Source organism: Vreelandella boliviensis LC1 (assembly GCF_000236035.1).
Lineage (GTDB): Bacteria > Pseudomonadota > Gammaproteobacteria > Pseudomonadales > Halomonadaceae > Vreelandella > Vreelandella boliviensis.
Genome location: NZ_JH393257.1, coordinates 37,293 through 59,812, shown reverse-complemented (window position 1 = coordinate 59,812; position 22,520 = coordinate 37,293). Strand labels below are relative to the sequence as shown.

General features: G+C 55.2%; 20 protein-coding genes and 4 tRNA genes. 17 read left to right on the top strand and 7 right to left on the bottom strand.

Translation table 11 applies throughout. The annotated features are described in order from the left end of the window. Positions 1-85: 85 nt before the first annotated feature. The 4 genes from KUC_RS00265 (at position 86) to KUC_RS19530 (ending at position 1,166) form a co-directional block, all read left to right on the top strand. Positions 86-160: transfer RNA gene (locus KUC_RS00265), tRNA-Gly, on the top strand. A gap of 100 nt (positions 161-260) precedes the next feature. Beyond that, positions 261-336: transfer RNA gene (locus KUC_RS00260), tRNA-Glu, on the top strand. A gap of 30 nt (positions 337-366) precedes the next feature. Next, a tRNA-Gly gene (locus KUC_RS00255) sits at positions 367-441 on the top strand. Positions 442-452: 11 nt separating this feature from the next. After that, the gene (locus KUC_RS19530; protein WP_154649791.1) at positions 453-1,166 is read left to right on the top strand and encodes a hypothetical protein; all 714 of its coding nucleotides are present in this window, start codon (positions 453-455) and stop codon (positions 1,164-1,166) included. Between the two features lie 171 nt (positions 1,167-1,337). On the opposite strand, the gene KUC_RS00240 is transcribed toward KUC_RS19530, so the two are convergent. After that, entirely contained in the window at positions 1,338-2,966 is a 1,629-nt protein-coding gene (locus tag KUC_RS00240; protein ID WP_007111043.1) for a methyl-accepting chemotaxis protein, read from the bottom strand. 290 nt (positions 2,967-3,256) lie between these two features. On the opposite strand from KUC_RS00240, the gene KUC_RS00235 reads away from it, so the two are divergent. From KUC_RS00235 to KUC_RS00210, 6 genes are all read left to right on the top strand, one after another. Next, positions 3,257-4,255, top strand: a complete 999-nt coding sequence (locus KUC_RS00235) for an ABC transporter ATP-binding protein (RefSeq protein ID WP_007111042.1) — start codon at positions 3,257-3,259, stop codon at positions 4,253-4,255. Next, positions 4,252-5,025 (top strand): ABC transporter permease, encoded by a 774-nt coding sequence (locus tag KUC_RS00230; protein WP_007111041.1) that lies wholly within the window; start codon positions 4,252-4,254, stop codon positions 5,023-5,025. The genes KUC_RS00235 and KUC_RS00230 overlap by 4 nt, the downstream gene beginning before the upstream one ends. Positions 5,026-5,058: 33 nt before the next feature. Continuing rightward, the gene (gene queF, locus KUC_RS00225; protein WP_040479040.1) at positions 5,059-5,892 is read left to right on the top strand and encodes an NADPH-dependent 7-cyano-7-deazaguanine reductase QueF; all 834 of its coding nucleotides are present in this window, start codon (positions 5,059-5,061) and stop codon (positions 5,890-5,892) included. A gap of 91 nt (positions 5,893-5,983) precedes the next feature. Continuing rightward, positions 5,984-6,544, top strand: coding sequence for a nitroreductase family protein (locus KUC_RS00220; protein ID WP_040479037.1), 561 nt, complete (start codon positions 5,984-5,986; stop codon positions 6,542-6,544). Positions 6,545-6,562: 18 nt separating this feature from the next. Then, positions 6,563-7,072 (top strand): YiiD C-terminal domain-containing protein, encoded by a 510-nt coding sequence (locus KUC_RS00215; protein WP_040479035.1) that lies wholly within the window; start codon positions 6,563-6,565, stop codon positions 7,070-7,072. A gap of 106 nt (positions 7,073-7,178) precedes the next feature. Continuing rightward, positions 7,179-7,266: transfer RNA gene (locus KUC_RS00210), tRNA-Ser, on the top strand. A gap of 366 nt (positions 7,267-7,632) precedes the next feature. Here KUC_RS00210 and KUC_RS19175 read toward each other — a convergent pair. Together KUC_RS19175 and KUC_RS00205 are read right to left on the bottom strand one after the other, a co-directional pair. Next, entirely contained in the window at positions 7,633-7,788 is a 156-nt protein-coding gene (locus KUC_RS19175; RefSeq protein WP_083825728.1) for a metallothionein, read from the bottom strand. A gap of 87 nt (positions 7,789-7,875) precedes the next feature. Beyond that, positions 7,876-8,649, bottom strand: a complete 774-nt coding sequence (locus KUC_RS00205) for a CLCA_X family protein (RefSeq protein ID WP_007111036.1) — start codon at positions 8,647-8,649, stop codon at positions 7,876-7,878. A 93-nt stretch (positions 8,650-8,742) separates the two neighbouring features. Here KUC_RS00205 and KUC_RS00200 point away from each other — a divergent pair, with 93 nt between their 5' ends. Then, positions 8,743-9,429 carry a type 1 glutamine amidotransferase domain-containing protein gene (locus tag KUC_RS00200; RefSeq protein ID WP_007111035.1) on the top strand — a complete coding sequence of 229 codons (687 nt, stop codon included), beginning with the start codon at positions 8,743-8,745 and terminating at the stop codon, positions 9,427-9,429. A 1,137-nt stretch (positions 9,430-10,566) separates the two neighbouring features. Here the strand turns inward: KUC_RS00200 and KUC_RS00190 are convergent. Both KUC_RS00190 and KUC_RS00185 read right to left on the bottom strand, forming a co-directional pair. Beyond that, positions 10,567-11,916, bottom strand: coding sequence for a M20/M25/M40 family metallo-hydrolase (locus KUC_RS00190; RefSeq protein ID WP_007111033.1), 1,350 nt, complete (start codon positions 11,914-11,916; stop codon positions 10,567-10,569). 80 nt (positions 11,917-11,996) lie between these two features. After that, complete coding sequence (locus tag KUC_RS00185; RefSeq protein ID WP_007111032.1) at positions 11,997-12,881, bottom strand: LysR family transcriptional regulator; 885 nt, start codon at positions 12,879-12,881, stop codon at positions 11,997-11,999. A 158-nt stretch (positions 12,882-13,039) separates the two neighbouring features. On the opposite strand from KUC_RS00185, the gene KUC_RS00180 reads away from it, so the two are divergent. From KUC_RS00180 to KUC_RS00155, 6 genes are all read left to right on the top strand, one after another. After that, complete coding sequence (locus KUC_RS00180; RefSeq protein ID WP_007111031.1) at positions 13,040-14,005, top strand: TAXI family TRAP transporter solute-binding subunit; 966 nt, start codon at positions 13,040-13,042, stop codon at positions 14,003-14,005. 21 nt (positions 14,006-14,026) lie between these two features. Next, entirely contained in the window at positions 14,027-15,937 is a 1,911-nt protein-coding gene (locus KUC_RS00175) for a TRAP transporter permease (protein ID WP_244264714.1), read from the top strand. After that, the gene (locus tag KUC_RS00170) at positions 15,934-17,340 is read left to right on the top strand and encodes an acyclic terpene utilization AtuA family protein (RefSeq protein WP_007111029.1); all 1,407 of its coding nucleotides are present in this window, start codon (positions 15,934-15,936) and stop codon (positions 17,338-17,340) included. The genes KUC_RS00175 and KUC_RS00170 overlap by 4 nt, the downstream gene beginning before the upstream one ends. After that, on the top strand, positions 17,327-17,683 hold the full coding sequence (locus KUC_RS00165) for an AtuA-related protein (protein WP_007111028.1): 357 nt from the start codon (positions 17,327-17,329) through the stop codon (positions 17,681-17,683). The genes KUC_RS00170 and KUC_RS00165 overlap by 14 nt, the downstream gene beginning before the upstream one ends. A gap of 125 nt (positions 17,684-17,808) precedes the next feature. Continuing rightward, a complete protein-coding gene (locus KUC_RS00160; RefSeq protein WP_007111027.1) occupies positions 17,809-19,032 on the top strand; it encodes a YbfB/YjiJ family MFS transporter in 1,224 nt (407 codons plus the stop codon). Between the two features lie 75 nt (positions 19,033-19,107). After that, entirely contained in the window at positions 19,108-20,571 is a 1,464-nt protein-coding gene (locus tag KUC_RS00155; protein ID WP_040479027.1) for a sodium-dependent transporter, read from the top strand. On the opposite strand, the gene KUC_RS00150 is transcribed toward KUC_RS00155, so the two are convergent. Both KUC_RS00150 and KUC_RS00145 read right to left on the bottom strand, forming a co-directional pair. Continuing rightward, the gene (locus tag KUC_RS00150) at positions 20,533-21,891 is read right to left on the bottom strand and encodes a Y-family DNA polymerase (RefSeq protein ID WP_007111025.1); all 1,359 of its coding nucleotides are present in this window, start codon (positions 21,889-21,891) and stop codon (positions 20,533-20,535) included. The genes KUC_RS00155 and KUC_RS00150 overlap by 39 nt on opposite strands. Beyond that, positions 21,888-22,331 carry a LexA family protein gene (locus KUC_RS00145; RefSeq protein WP_040479024.1) on the bottom strand — a complete coding sequence of 148 codons (444 nt, stop codon included), beginning with the start codon at positions 22,329-22,331 and terminating at the stop codon, positions 21,888-21,890. Before KUC_RS00145 ends, KUC_RS00150 begins: the two co-directional genes overlap by 4 nt. Positions 22,332-22,520: the final 189 nt, after the last annotated feature.

Genomic DNA, 22,520 nt, shown 5'->3' with positions numbered 1-22,520 from the left:
AACAGGGGTTCGAACCCCCTATGGGACGCCACTTCCGGTACGTTAGGTAAAATCTTAGGTAAAAAGCTAAGTAAGTGTTCTCGTTGCGGGAATAGCTCAGTGGTAGAGCATCGCCTTGCCAAGGCGAGGGTCGGGAGTTCGAATCTCCTTTCCCGCTCCAGTTTTGATGGTGTGGAAAAGTATCGCCTTGCCAAGGCGAGGGTCGGGAGCTGGTGTGCCAGCCCAGTCGATCTCCTTTCCCGCTCCAGTTTCGATATATAGTCCCATTCGTCTAGTGGTCTAGGACACCGCCCTTTCACGGCGGTAACAGGGGTTCGAACCCCCTATGGGACGCCATCTAGCGTTATACGTCGTTTTATTTGCGTTGCGGGAATAGCTCAGTGGTAGAGCATCGCCTTGCCAAGGCGAGGGTCGGGAGTTCGAATCTCCTTTCCCGCTCCAGTTTTGATGGTGTGGAAAAGTATCGCCTTGCCAAGGCGAGGGTCGGGAGTTCGAATCTCCTTTCCCGCTCCAGTTTTGATGGTGTGGAAAAGTATCGCCTTGCCAAGGCGAGGGTCGGGAGTTCGAATCTCCTTTCCCGCTCCAGTTTTGATGGTGTGGAAAAGTATCGCCTTGCCAAGGCGAGGGTCGGGAGTTCGAATCTCCTTTCCCGCTCCAGTTTTGATGGTGTGGAAAAGTATCGCCTTGCCAAGGCGAGGGTCGGGAGTTCGAATCTCCTTTCCCGCTCCAGTTTTGATGGTGTGGAAAAGTATCGCCTTGCCAAGGCGAGGGTCGGGAGTTCGAATCTCCTTTCCCGCTCCAGTTTTGATGGTGTGGAAAAGTATCGCCTTGCCAAGGCGAGGGTCGGGAGTTCGAATCTCCTTTCCCGCTCCAGTTTTGATGGTGTGGAAAAGTATCGCCTTGCCAAGGCGAGGGTCGGGAGTTCGAATCTCCTTTCCCGCTCCAGTTTTGATGGTGTGGAAAAGTATCGCCTTGCCAAGGCGAGGGTCGGGAGTTCGAATCTCCTTTCCCGCTCCAGTTTTGATGGTGTGGAAAAGTATCGCCTTGCCAAGGCGAGGGTCGGGAGTTCGAATCTCCTTTCCCGCTCCAGTTTTGATGGTGTGGAAAAGTATCGCCTTGCCAAGGCGAGGGTCGGGAGTTCGAATCTCCTTTCCCGCTCCATGTAAACAGTCGTACTCCTTCATTATCCTTTCTGCCGTCATTCTCTTTGTATTCAAGCTATTAGCGTTTTTAATAATCGCCTGTTTTTGTGCGATCTTTTTCGTGCGCTTAAATAGTTGCTACACCCAATACGCTCAAGCCAACAGGCTTGAGCGCAGAAAAGCGTTTCTGAAGGGTTAGTGGGTTAGGGTGAAATGGCTGACGACATCGTTTAGCGACTGTGAGCGCTTGGTTAGGTCATAGGCGGATGTTGCCGTTTGCTGGACTAACGAGGCATTATCCTGGGTGGACTGATCGAGCTGTGCAATGGCTACGTTGATCTGTTCAATGCCTCGCGTCTGTTCGTGGGTGGCCGCGGTAATATCGGTAAACAAATCATTAACCTGCTGGATCTGTTGATCAATATTTTGCATTCGCTCTCTCGCCGTACCGACCAGCGTAGCGCCATTGCTTACCTGCGTGTTCGATGTGTCGATCAGCGTTTTGATCTCTTGAGCGGCGTTGGCTGAACGATTCGCCAACTGGCGAACTTCGCCAGCGACGACGGCAAAGCCTCGTCCATGTTCGCCCGCTCGAGCGGCTTCCACGGAAGCATTGAGTGCCAAAATATTTGTTTGAAACGCAATGCCATCGATCAGAGTAACGATCTCGGTGATTTTAGCGGCCTCTGCGTTTATAGCCTGCATAGAAGTGACCGCTTCCCCAATCGCCTGTTGGCCTGCTTGGGATGTTTCGCCGGCATTGCGTACCAGCTCTTTGGCTTGTTCTACGCTGTCGGCATTTTGGCGCACTGTGGCGGTGACCTCTTCCATGCTGGAAGACGTTTGTTGAAGTGCTGCAGCCTGTTGCTCGGTGCGTGAAGAGAGTTCTTGGTTGCCGGAAGCGATCTCGCCTGCATCATGATCAACGGCGCTGCTGGTGGCCTGTATCTCCTGCATGGTCTCGCGCAGCTTGTCACGCATCGCCTGTATATCGTGCAATAAGCTGCTGGTGTCGTTCTGGCCGAGCACTACTGTGGTAGATAAATCGCCTTGAGCAATGCGGCCAACAACGCTTGCGGCGTAGCTAGGCTCGCCGCCAAGACGGCGTAGAATGAGCGAGATCATGCTCCAGAAGGCGAGGGTGACTAGCACGCCAGCGAGTATGCCCACGACCACGCTTTCGATAAGTTGACCCATGATCGCGCTGTTAACATCCCCCATAAAAACACCGCTGGCAATGTATGCATCCCAAGGCCTGTAAGCTTCAGCATAGGTACGTACCAACGGTTGCGCATCGTTTCCTCTGGCAAAGTTTGAGTAATACTCGGTGAAGCCGCTTCCCGTACCGCGTGTGTTATCTAGAATGGCTTGGAAAATACGCGTGCCTTCAGGGTCAGTGACCTGGGACAGATCTTCTCCCCGTTCCCGTTTAGGATGGGCAAGTATTTTTAGGTCGCCACTAAACGCAAATAGATAATTATCTTCTTCACCGAAACGTACATCCCGAATGGTTTCAAAAGCGAGGGTTTTAGCTTCATCCAGCGTTATATCGCCCTGCTGAGCCAGCATGTCAAAGTGTTCCATGGTCGAAACCGCGATATCTACGGCGGTGACCATGCGTTGCTCGCGTTCGGTATACAGCAAGGCACGACTTTGCCAAGCATTAACGACAATCATGATGGCAAGGATCATCCAGAGTACAACAACCCCAAGAAGCCGCTGCCGACGTAGGGGTAGCGCGGCTAAGCTCTTCTTAGCTTTAGGTGAAGCGACTGGCGGTAAACTGGTTAAGGCCTTGAGGTGGTGAGTAACGGTGGCGCTCATTATGTGATAGCTCTCTTATGTGTTTTCTTGATTCCCTTGTATGCCAAGCGGTGGTTATACCGACTCCCTACATAGCACGGCGCTAATACTAAAGTATTAGTTAATGGCGTTCTGCCTCAAAAGCGTGGCGAAGTGTCATGAAATGTACAGATGTGCTTGAATCGATAGCGCGCTAGCTAATAGCAGGCTAAATGCAACAGTGGGGTGGCTTGAAAAACGTATGATTGCCCCGATATCCTTTTTTTCTAGCGCGTTTTCTCGTGCTCATCATTTGCTGACAGGACAGTTTCATGGCCGAACCGGCATTGTCGATCCGTGGCCTTACCAAAGTGTATGGCAACGGCTTTCAGGCGCTCAAAGGTATTGATCTCGACGTCCAGCAGGGCGATTTTTTTGCTTTGTTGGGTCCCAATGGCGCTGGTAAATCCACCACCTTAGGCGTGGTCTGCTCACTGGTGCAAAAGACAGCGGGCAAGGTCTCCATATTTGGCATTGATGTCGATAAAGACTTCGCCAAGGCTAAATACCAGTTGGGCGTGGTGCCGCAAGAGTTCAACTTCAATCAGTTTGAGAAGGTGCTCGACATCGTGCTGGCTCAGGCGGGCTATTACGGTATGACCAGTCGCGAGGCCTTGCCCCGCGCCAAACAGCTGCTGACTGATCTGGGCCTATGGGAAAAACGCAACGGCAGTGCGCGCATGCTCTCCGGCGGTATGAAACGCCGCCTGATGATCGCTCGGGCGCTGATGCATCGCCCCAGACTACTGATTCTGGATGAGCCAACCGCCGGGGTGGATATCGAACTGCGGCGCAGCATGTGGGAATACATGCGGCGGATTAACCAAGATGAAGGCACCACCATCATCCTCACCACCCACTACCTGGAAGAGGCCGAGAGCCTGTGCCGCAATGTGGCGATTATCAATAATGGCGAGATTGTGCGTAATACCAGCGTGCGGGAGCTGCTGGCTGAGCTTGATACCGAGACCTTCCTGATTGACTTGGCTGAACCAGTTGCAGAAGTACCCCAGATCGAAGGGTTTGAGCTGCATCAGTTGGAACCTACCCAGCTTTCACTGCTGGTTCATCGCGGCCAGCGCTTGAACGATGTCTTTAATGCGTTGAGCGAGCAGGGCATCCAAGTAGTTTCCATGCGTAATCGTGCCAACCGCTTAGAGGAGATGTTCGTGTCGATGGTGGAAGCTAGTGGTCCAGGCGCGATTGATCAGCGCGTTAATATCCCTTCTACTGATAGATCGCCAGCTGAACATAGGGAGAACCAGGCATGAACGCCACGCAAACGTTGATCGCCCTGTGGACGCTGGTGTTAAAAGAGATCAAACGGTTTACCCGGATCTGGCCGCAAACGCTGCTGCCGCCGTCGATCACCATGGCGATGTACTTCATTATCTTCGGCAACTTGATCGGTTCGCGGATTGGCGATATGGGCGGTTTCAGCTACATGGACTTTATCGTCCCTGGGCTGATCATGATGTCAGTCATTACCAACAGCTACTCCAACGTGGCGTCGAGTTTCTTCTCCAATAAGTTCCAGCGCTCAATTGAAGAGATGATGGTATCGCCCATGCCCAACTGGGTGATTCTATCCGGCTTTGTTTTTGGCGGTATGGCGCGTGGGCTGGGTGTGGGGCTGATTGTGACTGTCGTTTCGCTGTTCTTTACCCGCTTAACAATGGAACACCCGCTGCTCACGGTATTGGTCGTTGTGCTTACCTCGGCACTATTTTCTATCGGCGGTTTTATCAACGCCTTGCTGGCCAATAAGTTTGACGATATTTCCATTGTGCCGACCTTTATCCTCACGCCGCTGACCTACCTGGGTGGGGTGTTTTACTCAATCTCGATGCTGCCCGACTTCTGGCAGGGCGTTTCCATGCTCAATCCGATTTTGTATATGGTTAACGTCTTCCGCTACGGCTTTCTGGGCGTCTCGGATATCCCCGTGGTTTGGGCGCTTGCCGCAATTTTTGCTTTCATCATCGTGCTATTTCTAGCGGCACTGATGATGCTGGAGCGCGGTAAAGGCATACGTAGTTAACCCATGACGGCATTAAGTAGAGAGCAGCAAGCAATGGCACACCGCCCCGATACCTTAGAACACGCGCCATTAGGGCGCGAATCCGCCTACCCTGAGCAGTATGACGCGGGGCTTCTCTATCCCATCCCCCGTGCGGCCAACCGAGTGCCGCTGGGGATTGAAGAGGGCGCTTTGCCATTCGTAGGTGAAGACGAGTGGCACGCCTTTGAAGTCTCATGGCTGAACAGTCGCGGTAAGCCTATTGTCGCTGTTGCACGCTTTCGCTTGCCGGCAGCCTCACCCAACCTGATTGAGTCCAAATCCTGGAAACTCTATCTCAATAGCTTCAACCAAACCCGTTTCTATAGTCGTGAGGAAGTAATGCAAACGCTCGCCAATGACCTCTCTGTTGCGGCAGGGGCAGAGGTGAGTGTCGAATTGTTTGATGTGGATGCCCCAGAGCTTGCACCACAGCTTCTGCCAGGCGAATGCCTGGACGATTTAGATATCGCAGTAAGCGATTACACACCTAGTGAGGCCCATCTCACGGTGGGGGAAGTGGTCGTAGAAGAGACGCTCTATTCCCATCTATTAAAATCTAACTGCCCCGTTACCGGCCAGCCGGACTGGGGCAGCGTGCTTATTCGTTATAAAGGGCCCAAAATCGACCGCGAAGGTCTGTTGCGCTACCTGATTGGTTTTCGTCAGCACCAGGATTTTCACGAACACTGCGTTGAGCATATCTTTACCGACATAATGACCCAGGCAAAGCCTACACAACTGTTGGTGCTGGCGCGCTATGTGCGCCGCGGCGGGTTGGATATCAGCCCCTGGCGCGCAACGCCTGGGTTAACGCCACCCACCCCGCTGCGCCTGGCAAGGCAGTAAACGGCAGCGTTATAAATGACGATGCTATAAATGCTGGTGCTATAAATGAAGGTGCTACAGTAGCCTCACACGATTGGATTTGGAGTCATTAATGGACGCACTCACGCTGCTTCACGAACGTAGCTCAATGGGCAAGCTGATGGAACCAGCGCCCAGTGGCGAACAACTCAGCGCCATTTATCAGGCCGCGCTACGTGCGCCCGACCATAAGGAGCTGCGTCCCTGGCGCTTTATCGAGTTCAGTGGGGAGGGGCGTGAGCGGCTAGGCGAGCTATTTGCTGAGGCGGAGTTTCAGGAGGATCCCAGCGCCGACGACGAAACGCTCAACTCAGCGCGCAAAAAACCGCTGCGAGCGCCGATGATTATCGCCGTGATCGCCAAGGTCACGCCCGAACTCGACAAGGTTCCCAAAATGGAGCAGGTGATCTCTGCTGGGTGCGCCGCCCACGGCATTCTACTCGCCGCCCACGCGCTAGGCCTAGGTGCTATGTGGCGCAGCGGTAAGTATGCTTTCGACCCCGTGGTTCGCAAAGGGCTGAGCCTGGATGAAGATGACGAAGTCGTCGCGTTTATCTACCTGGGTACCTTAGGTGGTCGCCACAAACCGGTAGCGCAGCATAACGTTGCTGACTTTGTGGAGCGTTGGGACTAGCCTGTGGTGAGAGACGCCATGAACCTGCCCCGTCAGCCAGGCATACCCCATCCGCGTTTGCCGCTGCCAGAAGGCCAGCCGGAAGACCTGGCCGCTTTTCAGCAGTGGCTGAGTGAAGCCATACCCATGGTGAGCGCGCTAGGCATTAACGAAGTGTCACGCCAGGACGATTCGCTAACCTGGCAGTTGGCGTTATCGCCTAACCTTAATGATAAGGGCACAGGGTTTGGCGGTGCGCTCACGGCGCAGACTACGCTGCAAGGCTGGTGCTGGCTAACGCTATGGCTGCGCGAGCGGGGCATTGCGCGGGATGTCGTGGTTGCCGAGGCCAGCCAGCGTTTTCTTGCGCCGGTAACGAGTGACTACCGCTTGGTATGCACGCCAGCTCTGCCAGAAGGCCCCGCCCAGCTTGCCAACAAGCTCGCAGAGCGCGGTAAAGGGCGTATAGCGTTAATCCAGCAGCTCTATTGTGGTGAGAAACTCTGCCTGGAAGCCAACGGCAGTTATGCAGTGTTGCCGTCACGCTAACCGAATGGGTGATCGGCCTGAAAAGGCTTGCTATTTCGAGGCTTAGCCAATAGTATATGCGCCGTTCTGTCGCGAAAGGTTCAGCCTTTCAACAGCGCCAAAACGCGGAGGGGTGTCCGAGTGGTCGAAGGAGCACGCCTGGAAAGTGTGTAAGCCGCAAGGCTTCGAGGGTTCGAATCCCTCCCCCTCCGCCACAGAATTTAAAAAAGCCCGCTGATTAAATCAGTGGGCTTTTTTGTGCCTGAAAAAATGGGCTACGGCCCAGGTACCTACGATTATTGGCGCTATTCTAAAAAGGCAGCACGCCACTGAAACCAACGCCAAGTACGGCAACGATAACAACAACGATAACGACGATAGTAGTAGTAGACATTTTCTCTTCCTTTGAGTAGTGAGCGTTGCTACAGCTTAGTCGCGATTACGCTATTTCACACGTAAGCGAAAACTGAGCAACCTTTCCATGATGGCAGGAAAATACCTGCCAGAACGACCGGCAGCTAGGTTTGAAATCAACAGCTGTCGAGCGTCACTAAAATAACAGAAAACGCTGAGTAGCGGGCTTATTTACCACACTGACAGTTGTGGCCGCAGTCGCTGGAGCCATCGGCATGACCGTTGGCGCAAGACTCGCAGCAATAGAGTTTGCCATCTTTCTCAACGGCTTTGCTGTCGACCGTGCATTTACACTTGGGGCACGCACACTCTTGTTGAGCCATGTTGAATCTCCTGTGTTGGAATTGAAAGTGTAGACCCGCTCCCAAGTGTTATGTCATTGCATTTTAACAATTCCAAGCTGCTAATTTTCACGCCCCCAACGCCTTACCCAATCTTCCAAAATAGTCGCCAAACGCTGCATTAACCCGCTCCCGTTGCTTCCCTTGCGGGTAAAGTCCCATCTCCGCTTCAGGGGAGGCTTTGGTGCCTTTGACTAAGAAGTGGTTGGTGATGGCTGCATCTTGAACAAAGGCCTCAAAGGCGCGGGCGCAGAGCTCTTCGGGTTTGCTGTAGTAGAGTTGACCGAGCTTTTTATCCATTTGCACCGAGTGCTTAAACAGCTCGCTAGGCTGATTGCCTGTTGGCTGCAGCAGAATAGCCTTGAAGCAGTCCATCAATAATTGATTAAGGGGGTGGGGGATGGGTGTCGCATCGGCTAGCCACGCGGTGGAGGCGAACATGCCGTGGGGCGTACCGCGAAAGCATTTCGTGGCGATGTAGTGGTCGAAAGCGTGAAACCACTCATGGGCGATGCTGCCGGGGCCCGCATTTTTGGCCAGCGCAAAGCTGCGTTGGCTGGGGTCGTAGTGGGCAGAAACACCCGGTCGGCCACCGCTGCCGTACTGAAGCGCTATTGAGCCGCGCAGCGAAATCAACGCCTCTGGCCCCTGTAGTATCAACATAAGATCGCACAGTGCATCGTGGAAAAGCTCAGCGGCCCGGTCACGCTCGGCACTGGTGACCCAGCGGCCAATCTCAATCGAGCGGAAATCAAACTGGCGCCGAATCAATGCAAAACTGCTTGCTAGACCCTGGCGATGGTCAGGCCCGCTGCGGTAAAAATCCCGCGCTTCAATGCTCACTTATCGTTTCTCCTTGTATTCCGCCATCCAGACCCCCACTAACTAACCGTAACGCATTTTAAGTGCCTCATTTTTCACCGTATGGAGAGAGTTATGAGCAAGCGTATTTTAGTGGTACTGACGTCTCACGATCAGTTGGGCGATACCGGTAACAAGACCGGTTTTTGGCTCGAAGAGCTGGCCGCCCCTTATTATGTCTTTAAAGACGCGGGTGCTGAAGTAACCTTGGCATCGCCCAAGGGAGGGCAGCCGCCGCTGGATCCTAAAAGCGATGCAGAGGATAGCCAAACCGATGAAACGCGCCGCTTCAAGCAGGATGAGCATGCCAATGCTGAGCTTGCCGCTACCCATCGCTTGAGCGACATGAACGCCGATGACTTTGATGCGGTGTTTTACCCCGGTGGCCATGGTCCACTATGGGATCTCGTCGACGATGCGGACTCTATTCGCCTGATCGAAACCTTTATCGCCCAAGGCAAGCCGGTTGCCACGGTTTGTCACGCGCCGATCGTGTTAGTGAATGCTAAAGACAGCGCTGGCGATCCGCTTGTTAAAGGTCGCCAGGTAACGGGCTTTACCAACGGCGAAGAAGAAGCCGTTGGCTTGACCAATATCGTGCCGCATCTCGTTGAAGATGCCTTACAAAAGTGCGGCGGGATTTATAGCAAAGCGGACGATTTTACCCCTTACGTGCGGGAAGACGGCCAGCTGATCACCGGGCAAAACCCGCCTTCCTCAGCACTAACGGCTGAAACGCTGATGGCGTGGCTGAAGAAATAACGCTGAAAGCGTATTATTCCAGGGGTACGGTTATGCTGGCCTTCCTGTTGGTAGCCATGCTTGGGGTGCCACCGTTAGGCCGAGTGTTTTGTTCCTGAATAAAGGAATCAAAAAGCCGTTATAAAATAATTTATTTGCCGCTACATATCATAGGTTAGATAAACCCCCTGGTATAAAGCGCACTGTATACGTATAGCGAAGGGAGCTCGCGACAAGGAAGAGCAAGCAAGGACTGCTTGTGTAGCACAAGGATGCACAAACAGGATGTTTGTGGAGCAAAATCAGGGTCGACCTGATGAAAACCCGGCCAAGGAATGGCCGGGTTTTTTTTACCCCAGAATAAATAACATATTAATTAAGCTCTTATGACGTTTTTATTAGCTTTTTTTTATTAGCTGTTTTTACTAACTGTTTTTACTAACTGTTTTTTAATAGCTTTTTTAATAGCTATGCATTGCTTGTGTTAATAATAGGGCAACGGTGCTACCAGATTGCCCGTGGTTTTATAACAAGCCGTCTTTTAACAAGCTATTCGTTTAACAGGCATAGTGATAATAAAGCGAGCTTAATTCATTCAAGGGTATTTCAACCGCTGTTTGACAGTTTAGGCAGCGTAAGGTGGTGCTGTTTTTGCCGGTGCCTTCTAAACGGAAGCGGTTCAAGAACGGATTTATGGGTGACTCTGAGTTGCCGCAATGACGACAGATGACATCCAATCCGTTGACTTTATTGCTAATTATAATGTCGCGCACGCTGACCTCCTACCATTAGGTTAGATGATGGTTCAGGCGTGGTAACGTCCGTGTAGAGTAGTATCGTTGCCGATACTCTTAGAAGTATAGCCCTGCTGGGCATATGTGCCATATGGAAAAAAATAAAAAACGTGCTTTAAATGGGGCCCCCCGGGCTTGTGAAAAAAAGATAAATTTTTTCCGTTTTAATAACATAGGTTAGATAAATAGACTGCTTTAGGGTTCACTGTGAGCATACACCACACGGAAGTGGCAACAGGGAAGATAAGCTAGGAAGGCTTACACTCATGGAAGCACAAACAGGATGTTTGTGAGGACGAATCAAGGCAGATTTGATAAAGCCCCGGCCAGGGAATGGCCGGGGCTTCTTTTTTATACGCTTGTTTTATTTTTTAGCTTTTTTCTTGTTTTTCTTGCTTTGGTTACTTGCTCTACTTTGGGTGCTCACAGCGCTTTGGTCACTTTCTGTATTCTCATCTTTACTGTCATCACCCTCACTGTCCGGCTTGTCGCTGCCTTGGTGAGTGAGCGGACTCGCTTGGTCTAAGCGTGGGTGGTTATCCAGGAATTCACGCTGTAGGTCTGGTATGGCATCCAAGGCTTGCAGGGTATGGGTGAGGGCGTGAATAGCCGCCAGCACATCCTGGGTATGGCCCGTTTCTGAGATAGTGTGCATATTGCGGATGGGGAAACCGATTGAGGTAGCGGCACTGTCGATAGACGCCAATACGCCCGCCATACCATCGGTACCTGTATCCACGCCGACAATATCGCGCTGCAGCGGAATGTCCTGCTCTTTAGCGGCGGTAGCGATAATCCGGTTGAGCTGCTCGCTGGCAATCGAGCCTACCGCCATGGTGAAGCCTTTGCCCATTTCTAACGGCTGCATGCGCTTGTCGCCGATACCGGGGGCGGCTACATAGTCGTGGTTCACATCAACGCCAATCAGCGCATCTGGTTTCATTTCACCCGCCATCACGCGGCTGCCGAAACGGCCAATCTCTTCGTAGCTGGCAATCGCAAACAGCACGCGTACGTTTTTCGTGCCACCTGCTTCGGCGATCAAGCGCGCCACTTCGGCGGCCACAAAGCAGCCTAACCCGTTATCCAGGTAAGCGCCGTAGAACGTATTGGGGCTAAAGCCAGGGCGGATAGGGCGGTCGAAAATAATCGAATCACCAGGGCGTACACCCAAGTTCAGCACCTGTTGCTTTTTATTCTCACCGTGGATCTGTAGATCCAGGTAGATCTGCTCTTTTTTCAGGCCTTTGCTGCCATCGCGCTGGGCAGGGTCAGAAAAGTGAATCGCGCCCAGTGCTTCTACCGTGCCGCCTTCAATGCAGCGATAGCTGCCGGGGGCGTCGGGGTCTTCGCTAAACAGCTTCACTTCATGGCCAATCAGTACGGTAGGCAGGAACGAATCGGTGTTGATCCAAATCTTGCCGTCTTCACCAATTGAGCGCACCTGCATGCGGATTTTGTCCGCATGGCCGATGATCATGACCTTGAACATATCGTCGCGGTCGGGGTGGGTGTCCAGCACAACGCCTGCGTTGCCCTTGAACTGGTGAAGGTGCCAGCCTTTAGGGGCAAAAGATTCAAAATGTGGCTTCAGCACGCCGTAGGTCATGGCGGCTTCCAGGCCTACGGGGCTGGGGGCGGCTAGAATATCGCGCATCAGTTTGAACTGCGCGTCGGGCATGGGTTGCGTCCAGGGTTTTGCACTATCGCTCATCGTTGTTGCTCACTCGCTTTAGGTGGATGTTAATCACCTCTAGTCTGCCAGATTCCCGCTGGTTGTGTAGAGAAAGCCGCTTATTCGTGGCAATGAATTAGCTCGCGCAGGGCGCTGGTGGCGGCGGACGGAGGATGACGTCGGCTCAATACAATGCCCAGTTCACGGCGAATCGTTGGCTCGACCAGCGGGCGGTGTTCGATGCCATCGGTAGCAATTTGGCGAAAACTGAGCGAGGGCAGCACGCTGATACCCAAGCCTGCGGCTACCATGCGGCCCACCGTGGCGATCTGGCGCGCGTCGCATAAGATATCCAGTCGTTCTCCTACGCTTTGCATAATACGGTCAATATCCTGGCGCGAGCTGGAAAGGCGATTGATACCGATAAACGGATAAGCCGCGAGTTGGCTCCAAGCGACGGCTGATTGCGCCAGCAACGAGTGCCCACAGGGGCAAACGACCACATAGCTGTCTTCGAGTACGGGCTCAAACGTTAGATCGTCAGCGTCGCTTGGCGGCACTGAAAGCCCCAGGTCGGCGCGGCCTTCGCGCACCATTTGATTGATCTGCTCAGCCAACACATCGTGCAGGCTAAGGTTAATACGTGGGTAGGCCTCATGAAAAAGCTTAATGACATGGGGGAATAATCCTGCCGCGAGAGTGGGCAGGGCGGCCACGGTTACTTTTCCGCGCTGTTTGGAAAACTGGTCGTTAAGATCTTCAAAGGCTTCATTCCAATCATTCAAGAGCCGCACGGCAACGGGCAGAAAAGCTTCGCCTTCCGGCGTTAACGCGAGCTGGCGCGTGGTGCGGGCAAACAGTGCACCACCGACGTTCTCCTCGAGTTTACGCAGGGCAATCGAGATTGCCGGTTGGGAAAGGTGCACGCGCTCGCTGGCCTCTGCAAGGCTGCGCGAGTGGGCGACGGCAACAAAAACACGCAACTGCTGGATGCTTGGATTCATTTAGAAAGTAAAACATAAATTAAAAACTATTCAATATACAAAATTAATCCGGCAGACCATGCTTGTTTTATCGCATGCAATCAGCGTCGCGATCACCGTTTTAGATAAAAAACCGCTCTACAATAACAATAGCTCGCTTAGCGAGCTTCGGAGACACAATGAAAACGCTACTTACCGCCATGGTGGCAAGCGCCGCGGTGCTGGCTGCTGCCACTTCCCATGCCGATGAGCGCCTGCTGATTGGTTCCACCTCCAGTTCCTCCAGCCACTACAGTTACTTTGTTGCGGTTAACCAAATCATTAATAACCAAGTCGAAGGGGTGAGCTCCTCCGTTGCAGAAACCGGTGCTACGGTTGATAACCTGCGCCGGTTAGGCCGCAACCAAATCGATATGGGCTTGGTTACCACTAACACCGGTTATCACGCCTACGCTGGCGAGGAAGATTTTGAAGGCCGCCCCGTCGATAACCGCCTGCTATGGGTCTACACCGTGGCACCGCAGAATGCCGTGATGCGCCAGGATGCGGAGGTGGAAACGTTCGCTGACTTAGACGGTGTTCGCTTCAATCCAGGGATTACCGGGTCAGCCACCGAGAAAACCACCGAAGCGGTAATGCGCGCGTTAGGTATCGAACCTGATTACGTGCGCGGTTCAACGACCGATATGGTCGACGCCATGAAGGATGGCCGAGTGATGGGGTCGGTAAAATCGGGGGTCGGAGAACGCCTGGATGGCTCCTCCATGGACATCGCCACTTTCACACCGATAAGTGTGCTGTCGCTTGACCAAGAGCAGGCCGACACACTGCGCAGCGAAATGCCCGACGTAGCGATTGTCGATGTGCCCGAAGGGGCCGCAGAGGGTATTCCTGCTTACACCACTTGGGCCTTTGGTGTGGCCGTGCACGCCCATCCAGATATGGATGACGAGACAGCCTATCAAATCGTCAAAGCCGTGATGGAAAACCCCGAGCCGCAGGTTAACGCCTTCGCTGCCATGCAGGATGCGGATATGGCGAAGATGACCCTGGAGGTTGGCACCGTGCCACTTCATGCCGGCGCTGCGCGCTATTTCGAAGAGCAGGGGTACGACATCCCCGATGCCTTGCAGCCAGTCCAGTAAGGCCCATTGGAGAAGATGATCATGCGCGAGACAGTGACCAAAGGCTTGGCGCTCCTGCTGGGTGGGCTAATCCTTTATACCTCCGCCACTGGGCCATTCGAAAGCTTGATTCAGCGGAGTATCTTTCTCGCGCTGGTCATCCTGCTAGGGCTTGCCGTTTATCCATTAGGCGCAGGCAAGCGCTGGCGGCCGCTGGGCATTGCTATTGATGCGGTACTGGCAGTGGGTGTGGTAGTTGCCTGTGGCTATGTGGCGCTGAACTACGAACAAATTCTGGTCGAACTCCCCTGGGCGACACCTCGGGATATGCTGCTGACCGGCGTACTGCTGGTGGCGATTCTAGAGCTGTCACGCCGCGCCATCGGCGTGATCTTTCCACTGTTAGTGTTAGTGGGTTTGGCTTATGCGCTGTTTGGGGCGGTAATCCCTGGACCGCTTGGCCACCGTGGGTTTGATCTTTACTACATGACCGAAACCATCTACCTCGGCGATTTAGGCGTGTGGGGCATGCTGGTGGGTGTCGCCGCGACGACCATTGCCGCCTTCGTACTGTTCGGCTGTTTGCTGCTACATACCGGAGGCGGCAATACCTTTATGGATTTGGCGCTGCGTATTAGCGGCCGCTCGCCGGGCGGTGCTGCCAAAGTGGCCACGGTGGCCTCCGGGCTGTTTGGCATGGTCAGCGGTAGCGCGGTGGCTAATGTCGCCACCACGGGCAATTTCACCATTCCCATGATGAAGCGCTTGAACTACCCGCGCCCGTTCGCGGCTGGAGTTGAGGCCGTGGCCTCGACCGGTGGCCAAATTGCACCGCCAATCCTGGGTGCTGCGGCGTTTATCATGGCGGAGATTCTAGGCGAAAGTTACCTGCGTATCGCCTTAGCGGCTTTGCTGCCCGCGATCCTTTTCTACCTGGGGGTGTTTGTCACCATTCACTTGGTCGCCAAGCGCCGCCAACTGCAGGTAGTACCCGATGATGAGCTGCCAAGCTGGTCAGATGTGATACGCCCTGAACGAATCATTCCCATTCTGGCCGCATTAGGCGGGCTGTTTTACGGCGTACTTAGCGGCCGCTCGATTCAAATGTCGGCGTTCTACGGCATCTTAATGACCGTGCTAACGTTCGTGCCTTTTGCGCTGATGGCCAAAATGCCGCTGCGCGAGATCCTCGGCAAACTGGTGGCAGGCTTAGTCGATGCAGGCAAAGGCATGGTGATTATTGGCGTGCTATTGGCCGGGGCACAGATTCTGGTGGCGATGATCGGTATGACCGGCATCGGTGTGACGTTAGCCAGCTTGATCGTCACGGTGGGCGGGGAATCGCTGTTCCTGGTCGCCTTTATTGTTGGCGGCGTGTGCCTGATTTTAGGCATGGGCATTCCCACTACGGCAGCGTATGTGCTAGTGGCGTCGGTACTGGCTCCAGCGCTCACGGCCATTGGCGTTGAACCACTGATTGCCCACCTGTTTGTTTTCTACTTCGCTACCCTGTCGGTGATTACACCGCCCGTCTGCATTGCGGTGTTCGTGGCCTCAGGCATTGCCGACACCAACTGGCTGCCTGCCGCGATTGAATCAGTGCGCTTGGCGGCGGCTATTTACGTCATTCCCTTCCTGTTGCTGATCTACCCGGCCTTAGCGGGGTTTGGTTCTGTCCTGGATATCGTCTTGGCCAGCTGCCAAGGGGTGGTATTCGTAATGGCGTTTGCCGCGCTGATGTCGCGGGTAGCCATGACGGGTAAGCGCTTGATTGATGCCGTAGCGCTGATCGCGGTGATTGGGCTGGCGCTGACGCCCGGCTGGCTGACCACGCTGGCAGCGCTAGCCCTGATCATTGGGTTATTTATACGCCGCCGCTCGCTGCTAAGAGACGAGCTGAAGCCTGTCTCGGGCGACCACCACTCTCTTCAGGCCAAGGAGACACAGCTATGAGCTTTTTATTAGGCAGCGGGGCGGGCTTTTCCGGCGACCGTACCGATGCGGCCGTGGCGGTGGTGGCAGAATTGATCAAGCGACAGCAGCCCTCCGCTTTAGTATTTGAAACCCTGGGCGAGCGGACATTGGCGGCAGCTCACCGCGCGATGCGTGATGATCCCGAAAGCGGGTTTGAACCGCTGTTGGACGAGCTGCTGGCGCCTGTGCTGCGCGACTGCCTGGACCATGGAATTAAAATTCTAGGCAACTTCGGTGCAGCTAACCCTGGTGGTGCGTGCCAGGTAATTGCAGAGCTGGCCACACAGCTTGGGCGCGCGGATGTGCGCATTGCTCAGGTACATGGCGATGATATCCGCCAGCAGCTACACAGCTTGGACTTACAGCGCTGGGAGGCCGAGCGGCTGGATATGCCGAGCGATGACGCCTTGATTTCAGCCAATGTCTACCTGGGTGCCAAGGCGCTGGCAGAGGCGTTGGCGATGCAGGCGGATGTAGTGGTCACCGGGCGCGTTGCCGACCCGGCGCTGTTTTTAGCGCCGCTGATGCACCACTTCGACTGGCGTTGGGACGATTGGGACCGTCTGGCCTGCGGCATGATGGCGGGTCATTTGGCAGAGTGCGGCGCCCAGGTGAGCGGCGGCTACTTTGCTGACCCAGGTTTTAAAGACGTACCGGGGCTTGCCACAGTGGGCTATCCGATTATTGAAGTAGAGCAGGATGGCAGCCTTATTATTACCAAACCCGCCAACACCGGCGGCTGTGTGACCGAGCAAACGGTGAAAGAACAGCTGCTTTATGAAGTGCATGACCCGGCTAATTACCTGACCCCGGATGTCACGGTGGACCTTTCCCATGCCGAGGTGCGTCAGTTAGCACCCAACCGCGTGGCGGTGACGGGAATTCGCGGCAAGCCAGCGCCTGAGCGGCTAAAAACCACCGTGTGCTATGAAGGTGGCTGGCAGGGCGAGGCGGAAATTTCCTATGCAGGTCCCAACGCCCTGGCAAGGGCACAGCTTGCAGCGCAGGTGCTGCGTGAACGATTGGTGTTTCGAGCTCCCGCTGAGCTGCGTACCCGCTTGGATATCATTGGCCTGACCAGCGTATTTGATAGCGATAGCGGTGAGTTGCAGCGTAGCGCTTCAGCTCCTGCCAACGGCGATTATCGGCTGCGGCTGGCGGCCGAGCACAGCGAGCGGCGCTGGGTCGCCCGTGCCACCCAAGAGCTGCTGGCGCTCTACTGTGCCGGGCCTGCGGGAGGCGGTGGCGTGCGGCGCCAATTTCAACGGCGAGTGTTTACGGCTTCATATTTGGTCAAGCGTAGCGACGTTCATGCCCATGCCAGTCTGTTTGAATCGTCGCCCCTCGGCGAACGGAGGAGTGAACGTTATGTTGCAAGCTGAACACACGCAAACGCCGGTGCACCCGCATTCTCCTGTCACCCTTCATCAACTCGCCCACGCCCGTGCAGGTGATAAGGGCGAGCGGCTGAATTTGGCGTTATTTGCCTATGACCCAGACCACTACACCACCTTGCTGGAGCAGGTAACCGAAGAGCGGGTGCTGGCGCTGTTTGCCCACCGCGGTGCCAGCCGAGTGCGACGCTACCCTTTGCCTAATTTGGCGGGCATGAACTTCGTGATCGATGACGTGCTGCAGGGCGGCGTTAATGGCGCGCTCAACTTGGATGGGCATGGCAAAACGCTGTCGTTTTTGTTGTTAAACATGGAGGTTAATCCGAGCTAGACCTTTTTAACCACACCCCCGACCTAGGTCGTCATTACGCACTGCTCAAAACACCTTACTATGTTGGCTAATGTATGCTTGCTAACAAATATAACAAGCTGTAATGGTGTTTAAGGAGCCGCTTAATGACCGCAGTAACATTAAGTTCTCAGCGCTTTAAAGTGCTGCTGGCGGGCGTTTTCAGCCAGATATTGTGTGTCGGGGTCGCCCGCTTTGCCTATACCCCGTTACTGCCCGTGATGCAGCAGCAAACCTGGATGGGTGACGCCGATGGCGGCTGGCTGGCGGCACTTAACTACGCGGGCTATATGCTGGGGGCGGTGCTGGCGGCCTCTATTCACAGTATTTATATCAAAGACACGCTATTTCGCTGCGGGCTAATTCTTGCCGTGCTTACCACTGCAGGTATGGCGCTCACCGAGCACTTCTGGGTCTGGGCGGGGCTGCGTTTTCTGGCCGGGCTTTCCAGTAGTGCTTCGATGCTATTAGCGTCAGGGCTGATTCTTCACTGGTTAATTCAGCATCGCCAGCGTGGCGAGCTGGGTATTCATTTTGCCGGTGTGGGCTTAGGCATGATTGTCGCGGCGGTGGCTGTGGAGATGATGCTTCAGCTCTCGTTTAGCTGGCAGACCCAGTGGTGGGGATTTAGCCTGCTGGGTGCCGCGCTGCTAGTGCCCGCCTGGCGATGGCTGCCGCGCCCAGAGAAACCGGTTGAAGGCGTGCACGCAGCGAATAGCCAGCCCGCCATGCCAGCTACGCGCACCTTTATGCGCTGGATGCTCGCCGCTTACTTTTGCGCCGGTTACGGCTATGTGATCAGCGCTACCTTCCTAGTCGCCATCGTTGAACGGGAACCGCTGCTGGCGGGAATGGGCAACTGGACCTTCGCCCTGGCCGGTTTAGCCGCTGCCCCGGCGGTCATGCTATGGGATTTAGTCGCTCGTCGAGTGGGCTACTTAGGGGCGCTGATTATCGCCATGGCGATTCAGGTGGTGGGTATTGTGCTGCCGGCGATTACCGCGAATGCCGCGATTGTGCTGCTAAGCGCCGTGCTTTACGGCGGCACCTTCCTCGGCTGCGTCAGCCTGGTGCTCACCATGGCGGGCAGGCTCTATCCTTCCAGCCCCGCCCGGTTAATGGGGCAGATGACCCTGGCGTACGGCGCCGCCCAGATATGCGCCCCAGCGTTAACCGGTATGTTAGCGGAAGCCTCTGGCCATTACGGCGTTGGGCTTTGGCTTGCGGGCGGCTTTGTGACCCTCGGTGCGGTGTTGTTGGCCTGCTTGCGCAAGGTAGACCAAACCGCCCAGCGCTTGGATGCCGCAGCCAAAGCCTCGGTGTATGCCTAGTGGCTGGGGCGGAGTGGGCATTGCCCGTGAAATCCTTTAGGATGAGCGCCTTTTTCAGACAGGGTAAATGGGCAAATGACCTCTTCTAGGCAACCTCGCACCCAATGGCTAGGCCGCTGGGGGTTTATGCTGGCGGCAACCGGCTCTGCCGTTGGGCTGGGTAATATCTGGAAATTCCCCTATATCACCGGAGAGTTCGGCGGTGGTGCCTTCGTACTGGTGTATCTAGCCTGTATCTTTGCCGTGGGTGTACCGGTAATGATGACCGAGATCGCTTTTGGGCGGCGTGGCCGTGGCAGCCCTATTGATGCGATTCGCCGTGTCGTTAACGAGTCTGGCCGTTCATCGATATGGTCGTTGATCGGCTGGATGGCCATGCTCTGCGGCTTTATGATCCTGTCGTTTTACGTGGTCGTGGCGGGGTGGTCGTTTTCGTATCTGTGGAAAATGCTCACCGGCGGTTTGTCAGGCAGCAGCGTTGACGAGATGGCCGCCGTGTTTGGGGCCAATAACGCCAACCCGCTGAATCTCGGTTTCTGGAGTACCTTAGTCACGCTGTTAACCATGTTGATTGTGGGCAAAGGCGTGCAGCAGGGTATTGAAAAGAGCGTTAGCTGGATGATGCCGGGGCTAGTGATCATGCTGGTGGTGCTGATCGGTTTCGGCATGTTCTCCGGTGGCTTTGGCGCGGCGGTCGACTTCCTGTTCTCGTTCAACGCGGGCAGCCTCTCTAGCGAGGGCCTGTTGGCGGCACTTGGTCATGCTTTCTTTACGCTTTCGCTGGCCTCCGGGGCAATTCTTACCTACGGCAGCTACCTGCCTAAGGGCGCCTCGATTGGCCGCACCACGGTCAGCGTGGCGGTGGCGGATGCCGCGGTAGCACTAATGGCGGGGCTGGCCATCTTCCCGGTCATTTTCGCCAACGGTATGGACCCCGGTGAAGGCCCAGGGCTGATCTTTATGAGCTTACCGTTGGCTTTCCAGGCAATGCCGTTGGGCACGCTGTTTGGCATTCTGTTCTTTCTGATGCTCTCCATGGCGGCGTTGACCTCAGCTATTTCCATGGTCGAAGCCACGGTTTCCTGGCTGTGCGATAACAAAGGTATTTCGCGCCAGGCAGCCGCTTGGGGCACGGGCATTGTGCTGTGGTTGATCAGCACCCTGGCGATGCTGTCGTTTAACCTGGGCGCGGATTGGACACTAGCAGGTAAAACCTTTTTCGACTGGCTGGATTACCTGACATCGCGCTGGATGATGCCGCTGGGTGGCCTGGGCATGGTGGTGCTGGCGGGGTTTGTACTCAATAACGAGAACTTCCGCGAGGAACTCGGGCTTGCCCCGCTACCTTACGCGTTATGGCTGACCATGGTGCGCTACGTTAGCCCGCTCGGCATTGTGGTGATTTTTGTCGATGCCCTGGGCGTATATCAGGTCTCGTTTGCTGCCCACTGGCCATGGCTGCTGGCAATTCTGGTCGCCATGGCAGCGCTTGGCGAAACCTTAAGCCCGCGGCTGCGTACCGCGCTTAGTGCTGGTTAACGCCTGCTGTTTTTTCTGCTGCTGCTTTGCCTCGGCGGCGGCCACAGCGCCGGGGTGAGTGCCCACTTTCATCAGCTCGTCCCAGCGCGTGGTATAGCGGTCTGAGCGGTGGGCGCAGCGCAGTTGCCAAGCAGCAGGCGCATCCGTCATGCCAAAGCGAATGGTGCCTTGCCCCATCTGCTGGTTAATCTGATCCACCGTGGCCATCAAAAACGGGTGACGATCCCGGGTGGGTGGATTTAGCAGCGAAAGCTGGTGCTGCTCGGCGTCCACCAAATCCAGCAGCATCACCCCGGCTTTCATAAACTGGTAGCGAGGGCGGTGAATTTGCTCAAGCCCTTGGCGAACGGCATCAAGGATCACCCGGGTATCGTCGCTGGGTGAGGGCAGGGCGATCACGGCGTTGGGGAAGTACTGCTTCTGGTCGCGCCGGTGGCGGTTAGTGTTGAGAAATACCATGACCGCCCGGGCCAGGCTCTGCTGTTCGCGTAGTTTTTCAGCACTACGCTGGGCGTTACGACGCAGGGCGTTATGCACTTCTGCAAAAATGCCGGTGGGCTGGCCGAATGAGCGCGACGTCATGATGCGCTGGCGCGGTTGATCCAGCGCGTTCATTTCCATACAGGGCGTGCCGCGCAGCTCGAGCGCCGTGCGTGCCAGCACCACCGAGAAACGCTTGCGGAGCAGTTTTTCATCGCTTTCCCGCAGATCCCAGGCAGTGTTAACGCCGCCAATGGCCAGGCGCTCGGCTAGGCGTCGGCCAACCCCCCACACGCTGCCCACCGGCGTACGTTTGAGCAACGCCTCTGTGGTGTGGCCCTGCCCATTAAGCAGGCAAACGCCTTGGTAGTGAGGGTCTTGCTTGGCAAAATGGTTGGCCAGCTTAGCGAGCGTGTGGGTAGGTGCCAGCCCAACACACACCGGCAACCCTAAATGGCGGTGAATACGCTGACGTAGCTTCCGCCCCAGTGCCTCACACTGGTCGTTGGTGAAACCGTCTAAATAGACGAACATTTCATCTATGGAGTAAGGGGCAATCTCTGGGCAGGCATCGCGCAGCAGTTGGGCCAGTCGTGCCGACATATCGCCATAGAGCTCATAATTAGACGACAGCAGGTGAATCTCGCCGCGCTGGCGCAGCCCCTCCAGTTTGAAAGCGGGCGTTCCCATGGGGATATCCAGCGCTTTTAGCTCGGCGGAACGGGCGATCACGCAGCCATCGTTGTTCGACATTACCCCCACGGGCCTACCTTCCAGCTTGGGCTGAAAAACCCGCTCGCAGCTGACATAAAAGTTGTTGGCATCGACCAAACCAATCATCGTACGTACTCGTGTATCACTGCGCGCACCACGCCCCACAGCTGGCAGTCGCTGCCTTCAAGGGGTAGTGGCGGGTAATGCGGATGCGTTGAGCAAAGATGCGGTGTTCCTTGATAGAGCGCATAGCGTTTAATCAGCGCCTCGCCCTCCAGCATAGCGACCAGAATATGCCCCAGGCGCGGCTCAATACTGCGATCAACCACCAGCAAATCACCCTCAAAAATCCCCCAGCCCTCCATGCTGTCGCCGGTAGCGGTGACATAAAACGTCTGAGTAGGGTTTTTAACCAGCCGTGTATTGAGATCCAGCGTGCACGGCTCGTAATCCTGCGCAGGCGAAGGAAAACCGCTAAAACCAGCGCGACCCATAAAGGTTAAATAAGGCAGCGGCTGGCAAGTTAACGGCAAGGCTGGAGTAAAGTGAACTGACTGGCCCGGCATCGTCGGCATCCTGATTCTTAAAATAATGTATAAATATACAGTATTTTGCGCCAGGAAAGAAAATGCAAATTGGTGGGAAGAGAAGCCCTCTACTTCCCCATGTCATTGCAAGGCACTCTACCTCCCCCTGTCATTGCGAGGAGCGCAGCGACGCGGCAATCTAAACCGGCGGCGGCAAGAACCCCCGAG

What these genes read in the sequence shown, in the direction of transcription:
- KUC_RS00180 (WP_007111031.1), top strand. Translation starts at nt 13,040, where the DNA reads ATGAAAACGCTACTTACCGCCATGGTGGCAAGCGCCGCGGTGCTGGCT.
- KUC_RS00200 (WP_007111035.1), top strand. Translation starts at nt 8,743, where the DNA reads ATGAGCAAGCGTATTTTAGTGGTACTGACGTCTCACGATCAGTTGGGC.
- KUC_RS00190 (WP_007111033.1), bottom strand. Translation starts at nt 11,916, where the DNA reads ATGAGCGATAGTGCAAAACCCTGGACGCAACCCATGCCCGACGCGCAG.
- KUC_RS00175 (WP_244264714.1), top strand. Translation starts at nt 14,027, where the DNA reads ATGCGCGAGACAGTGACCAAAGGCTTGGCGCTCCTGCTGGGTGGGCTA.
- KUC_RS00185 (WP_007111032.1), bottom strand. Translation starts at nt 12,881, where the DNA reads ATGAATCCAAGCATCCAGCAGTTGCGTGTTTTTGTTGCCGTCGCCCAC.
- KUC_RS00215 (WP_040479035.1), top strand. Translation starts at nt 6,563, where the DNA reads ATGAACCTGCCCCGTCAGCCAGGCATACCCCATCCGCGTTTGCCGCTG.
- KUC_RS00165 (WP_007111028.1), top strand. Translation starts at nt 17,327, where the DNA reads ATGTTGCAAGCTGAACACACGCAAACGCCGGTGCACCCGCATTCTCCT.
- KUC_RS19175 (WP_083825728.1), bottom strand. Translation starts at nt 7,788, where the DNA reads ATGGCTCAACAAGAGTGTGCGTGCCCCAAGTGTAAATGCACGGTCGAC.
- queF (WP_040479040.1), top strand. Translation starts at nt 5,059, where the DNA reads ATGGCACACCGCCCCGATACCTTAGAACACGCGCCATTAGGGCGCGAA.
- KUC_RS00220 (WP_040479037.1), top strand. Translation starts at nt 5,984, where the DNA reads ATGGACGCACTCACGCTGCTTCACGAACGTAGCTCAATGGGCAAGCTG.
- KUC_RS00230 (WP_007111041.1), top strand. Translation starts at nt 4,252, where the DNA reads ATGAACGCCACGCAAACGTTGATCGCCCTGTGGACGCTGGTGTTAAAA.
- KUC_RS00150 (WP_007111025.1), bottom strand. Translation starts at nt 21,891, where the DNA reads ATGATTGGTTTGGTCGATGCCAACAACTTTTATGTCAGCTGCGAGCGG.
- KUC_RS00240 (WP_007111043.1), bottom strand. Translation starts at nt 2,966, where the DNA reads ATGAGCGCCACCGTTACTCACCACCTCAAGGCCTTAACCAGTTTACCG.
- KUC_RS00235 (WP_007111042.1), top strand. Translation starts at nt 3,257, where the DNA reads ATGGCCGAACCGGCATTGTCGATCCGTGGCCTTACCAAAGTGTATGGC.
- KUC_RS00170 (WP_007111029.1), top strand. Translation starts at nt 15,934, where the DNA reads ATGAGCTTTTTATTAGGCAGCGGGGCGGGCTTTTCCGGCGACCGTACC.
- KUC_RS00160 (WP_007111027.1), top strand. Translation starts at nt 17,809, where the DNA reads ATGACCGCAGTAACATTAAGTTCTCAGCGCTTTAAAGTGCTGCTGGCG.
- KUC_RS00155 (WP_040479027.1), top strand. Translation starts at nt 19,108, where the DNA reads ATGACCTCTTCTAGGCAACCTCGCACCCAATGGCTAGGCCGCTGGGGG.
- KUC_RS00145 (WP_040479024.1), bottom strand. Translation starts at nt 22,331, where the DNA reads ATGCCGGGCCAGTCAGTTCACTTTACTCCAGCCTTGCCGTTAACTTGC.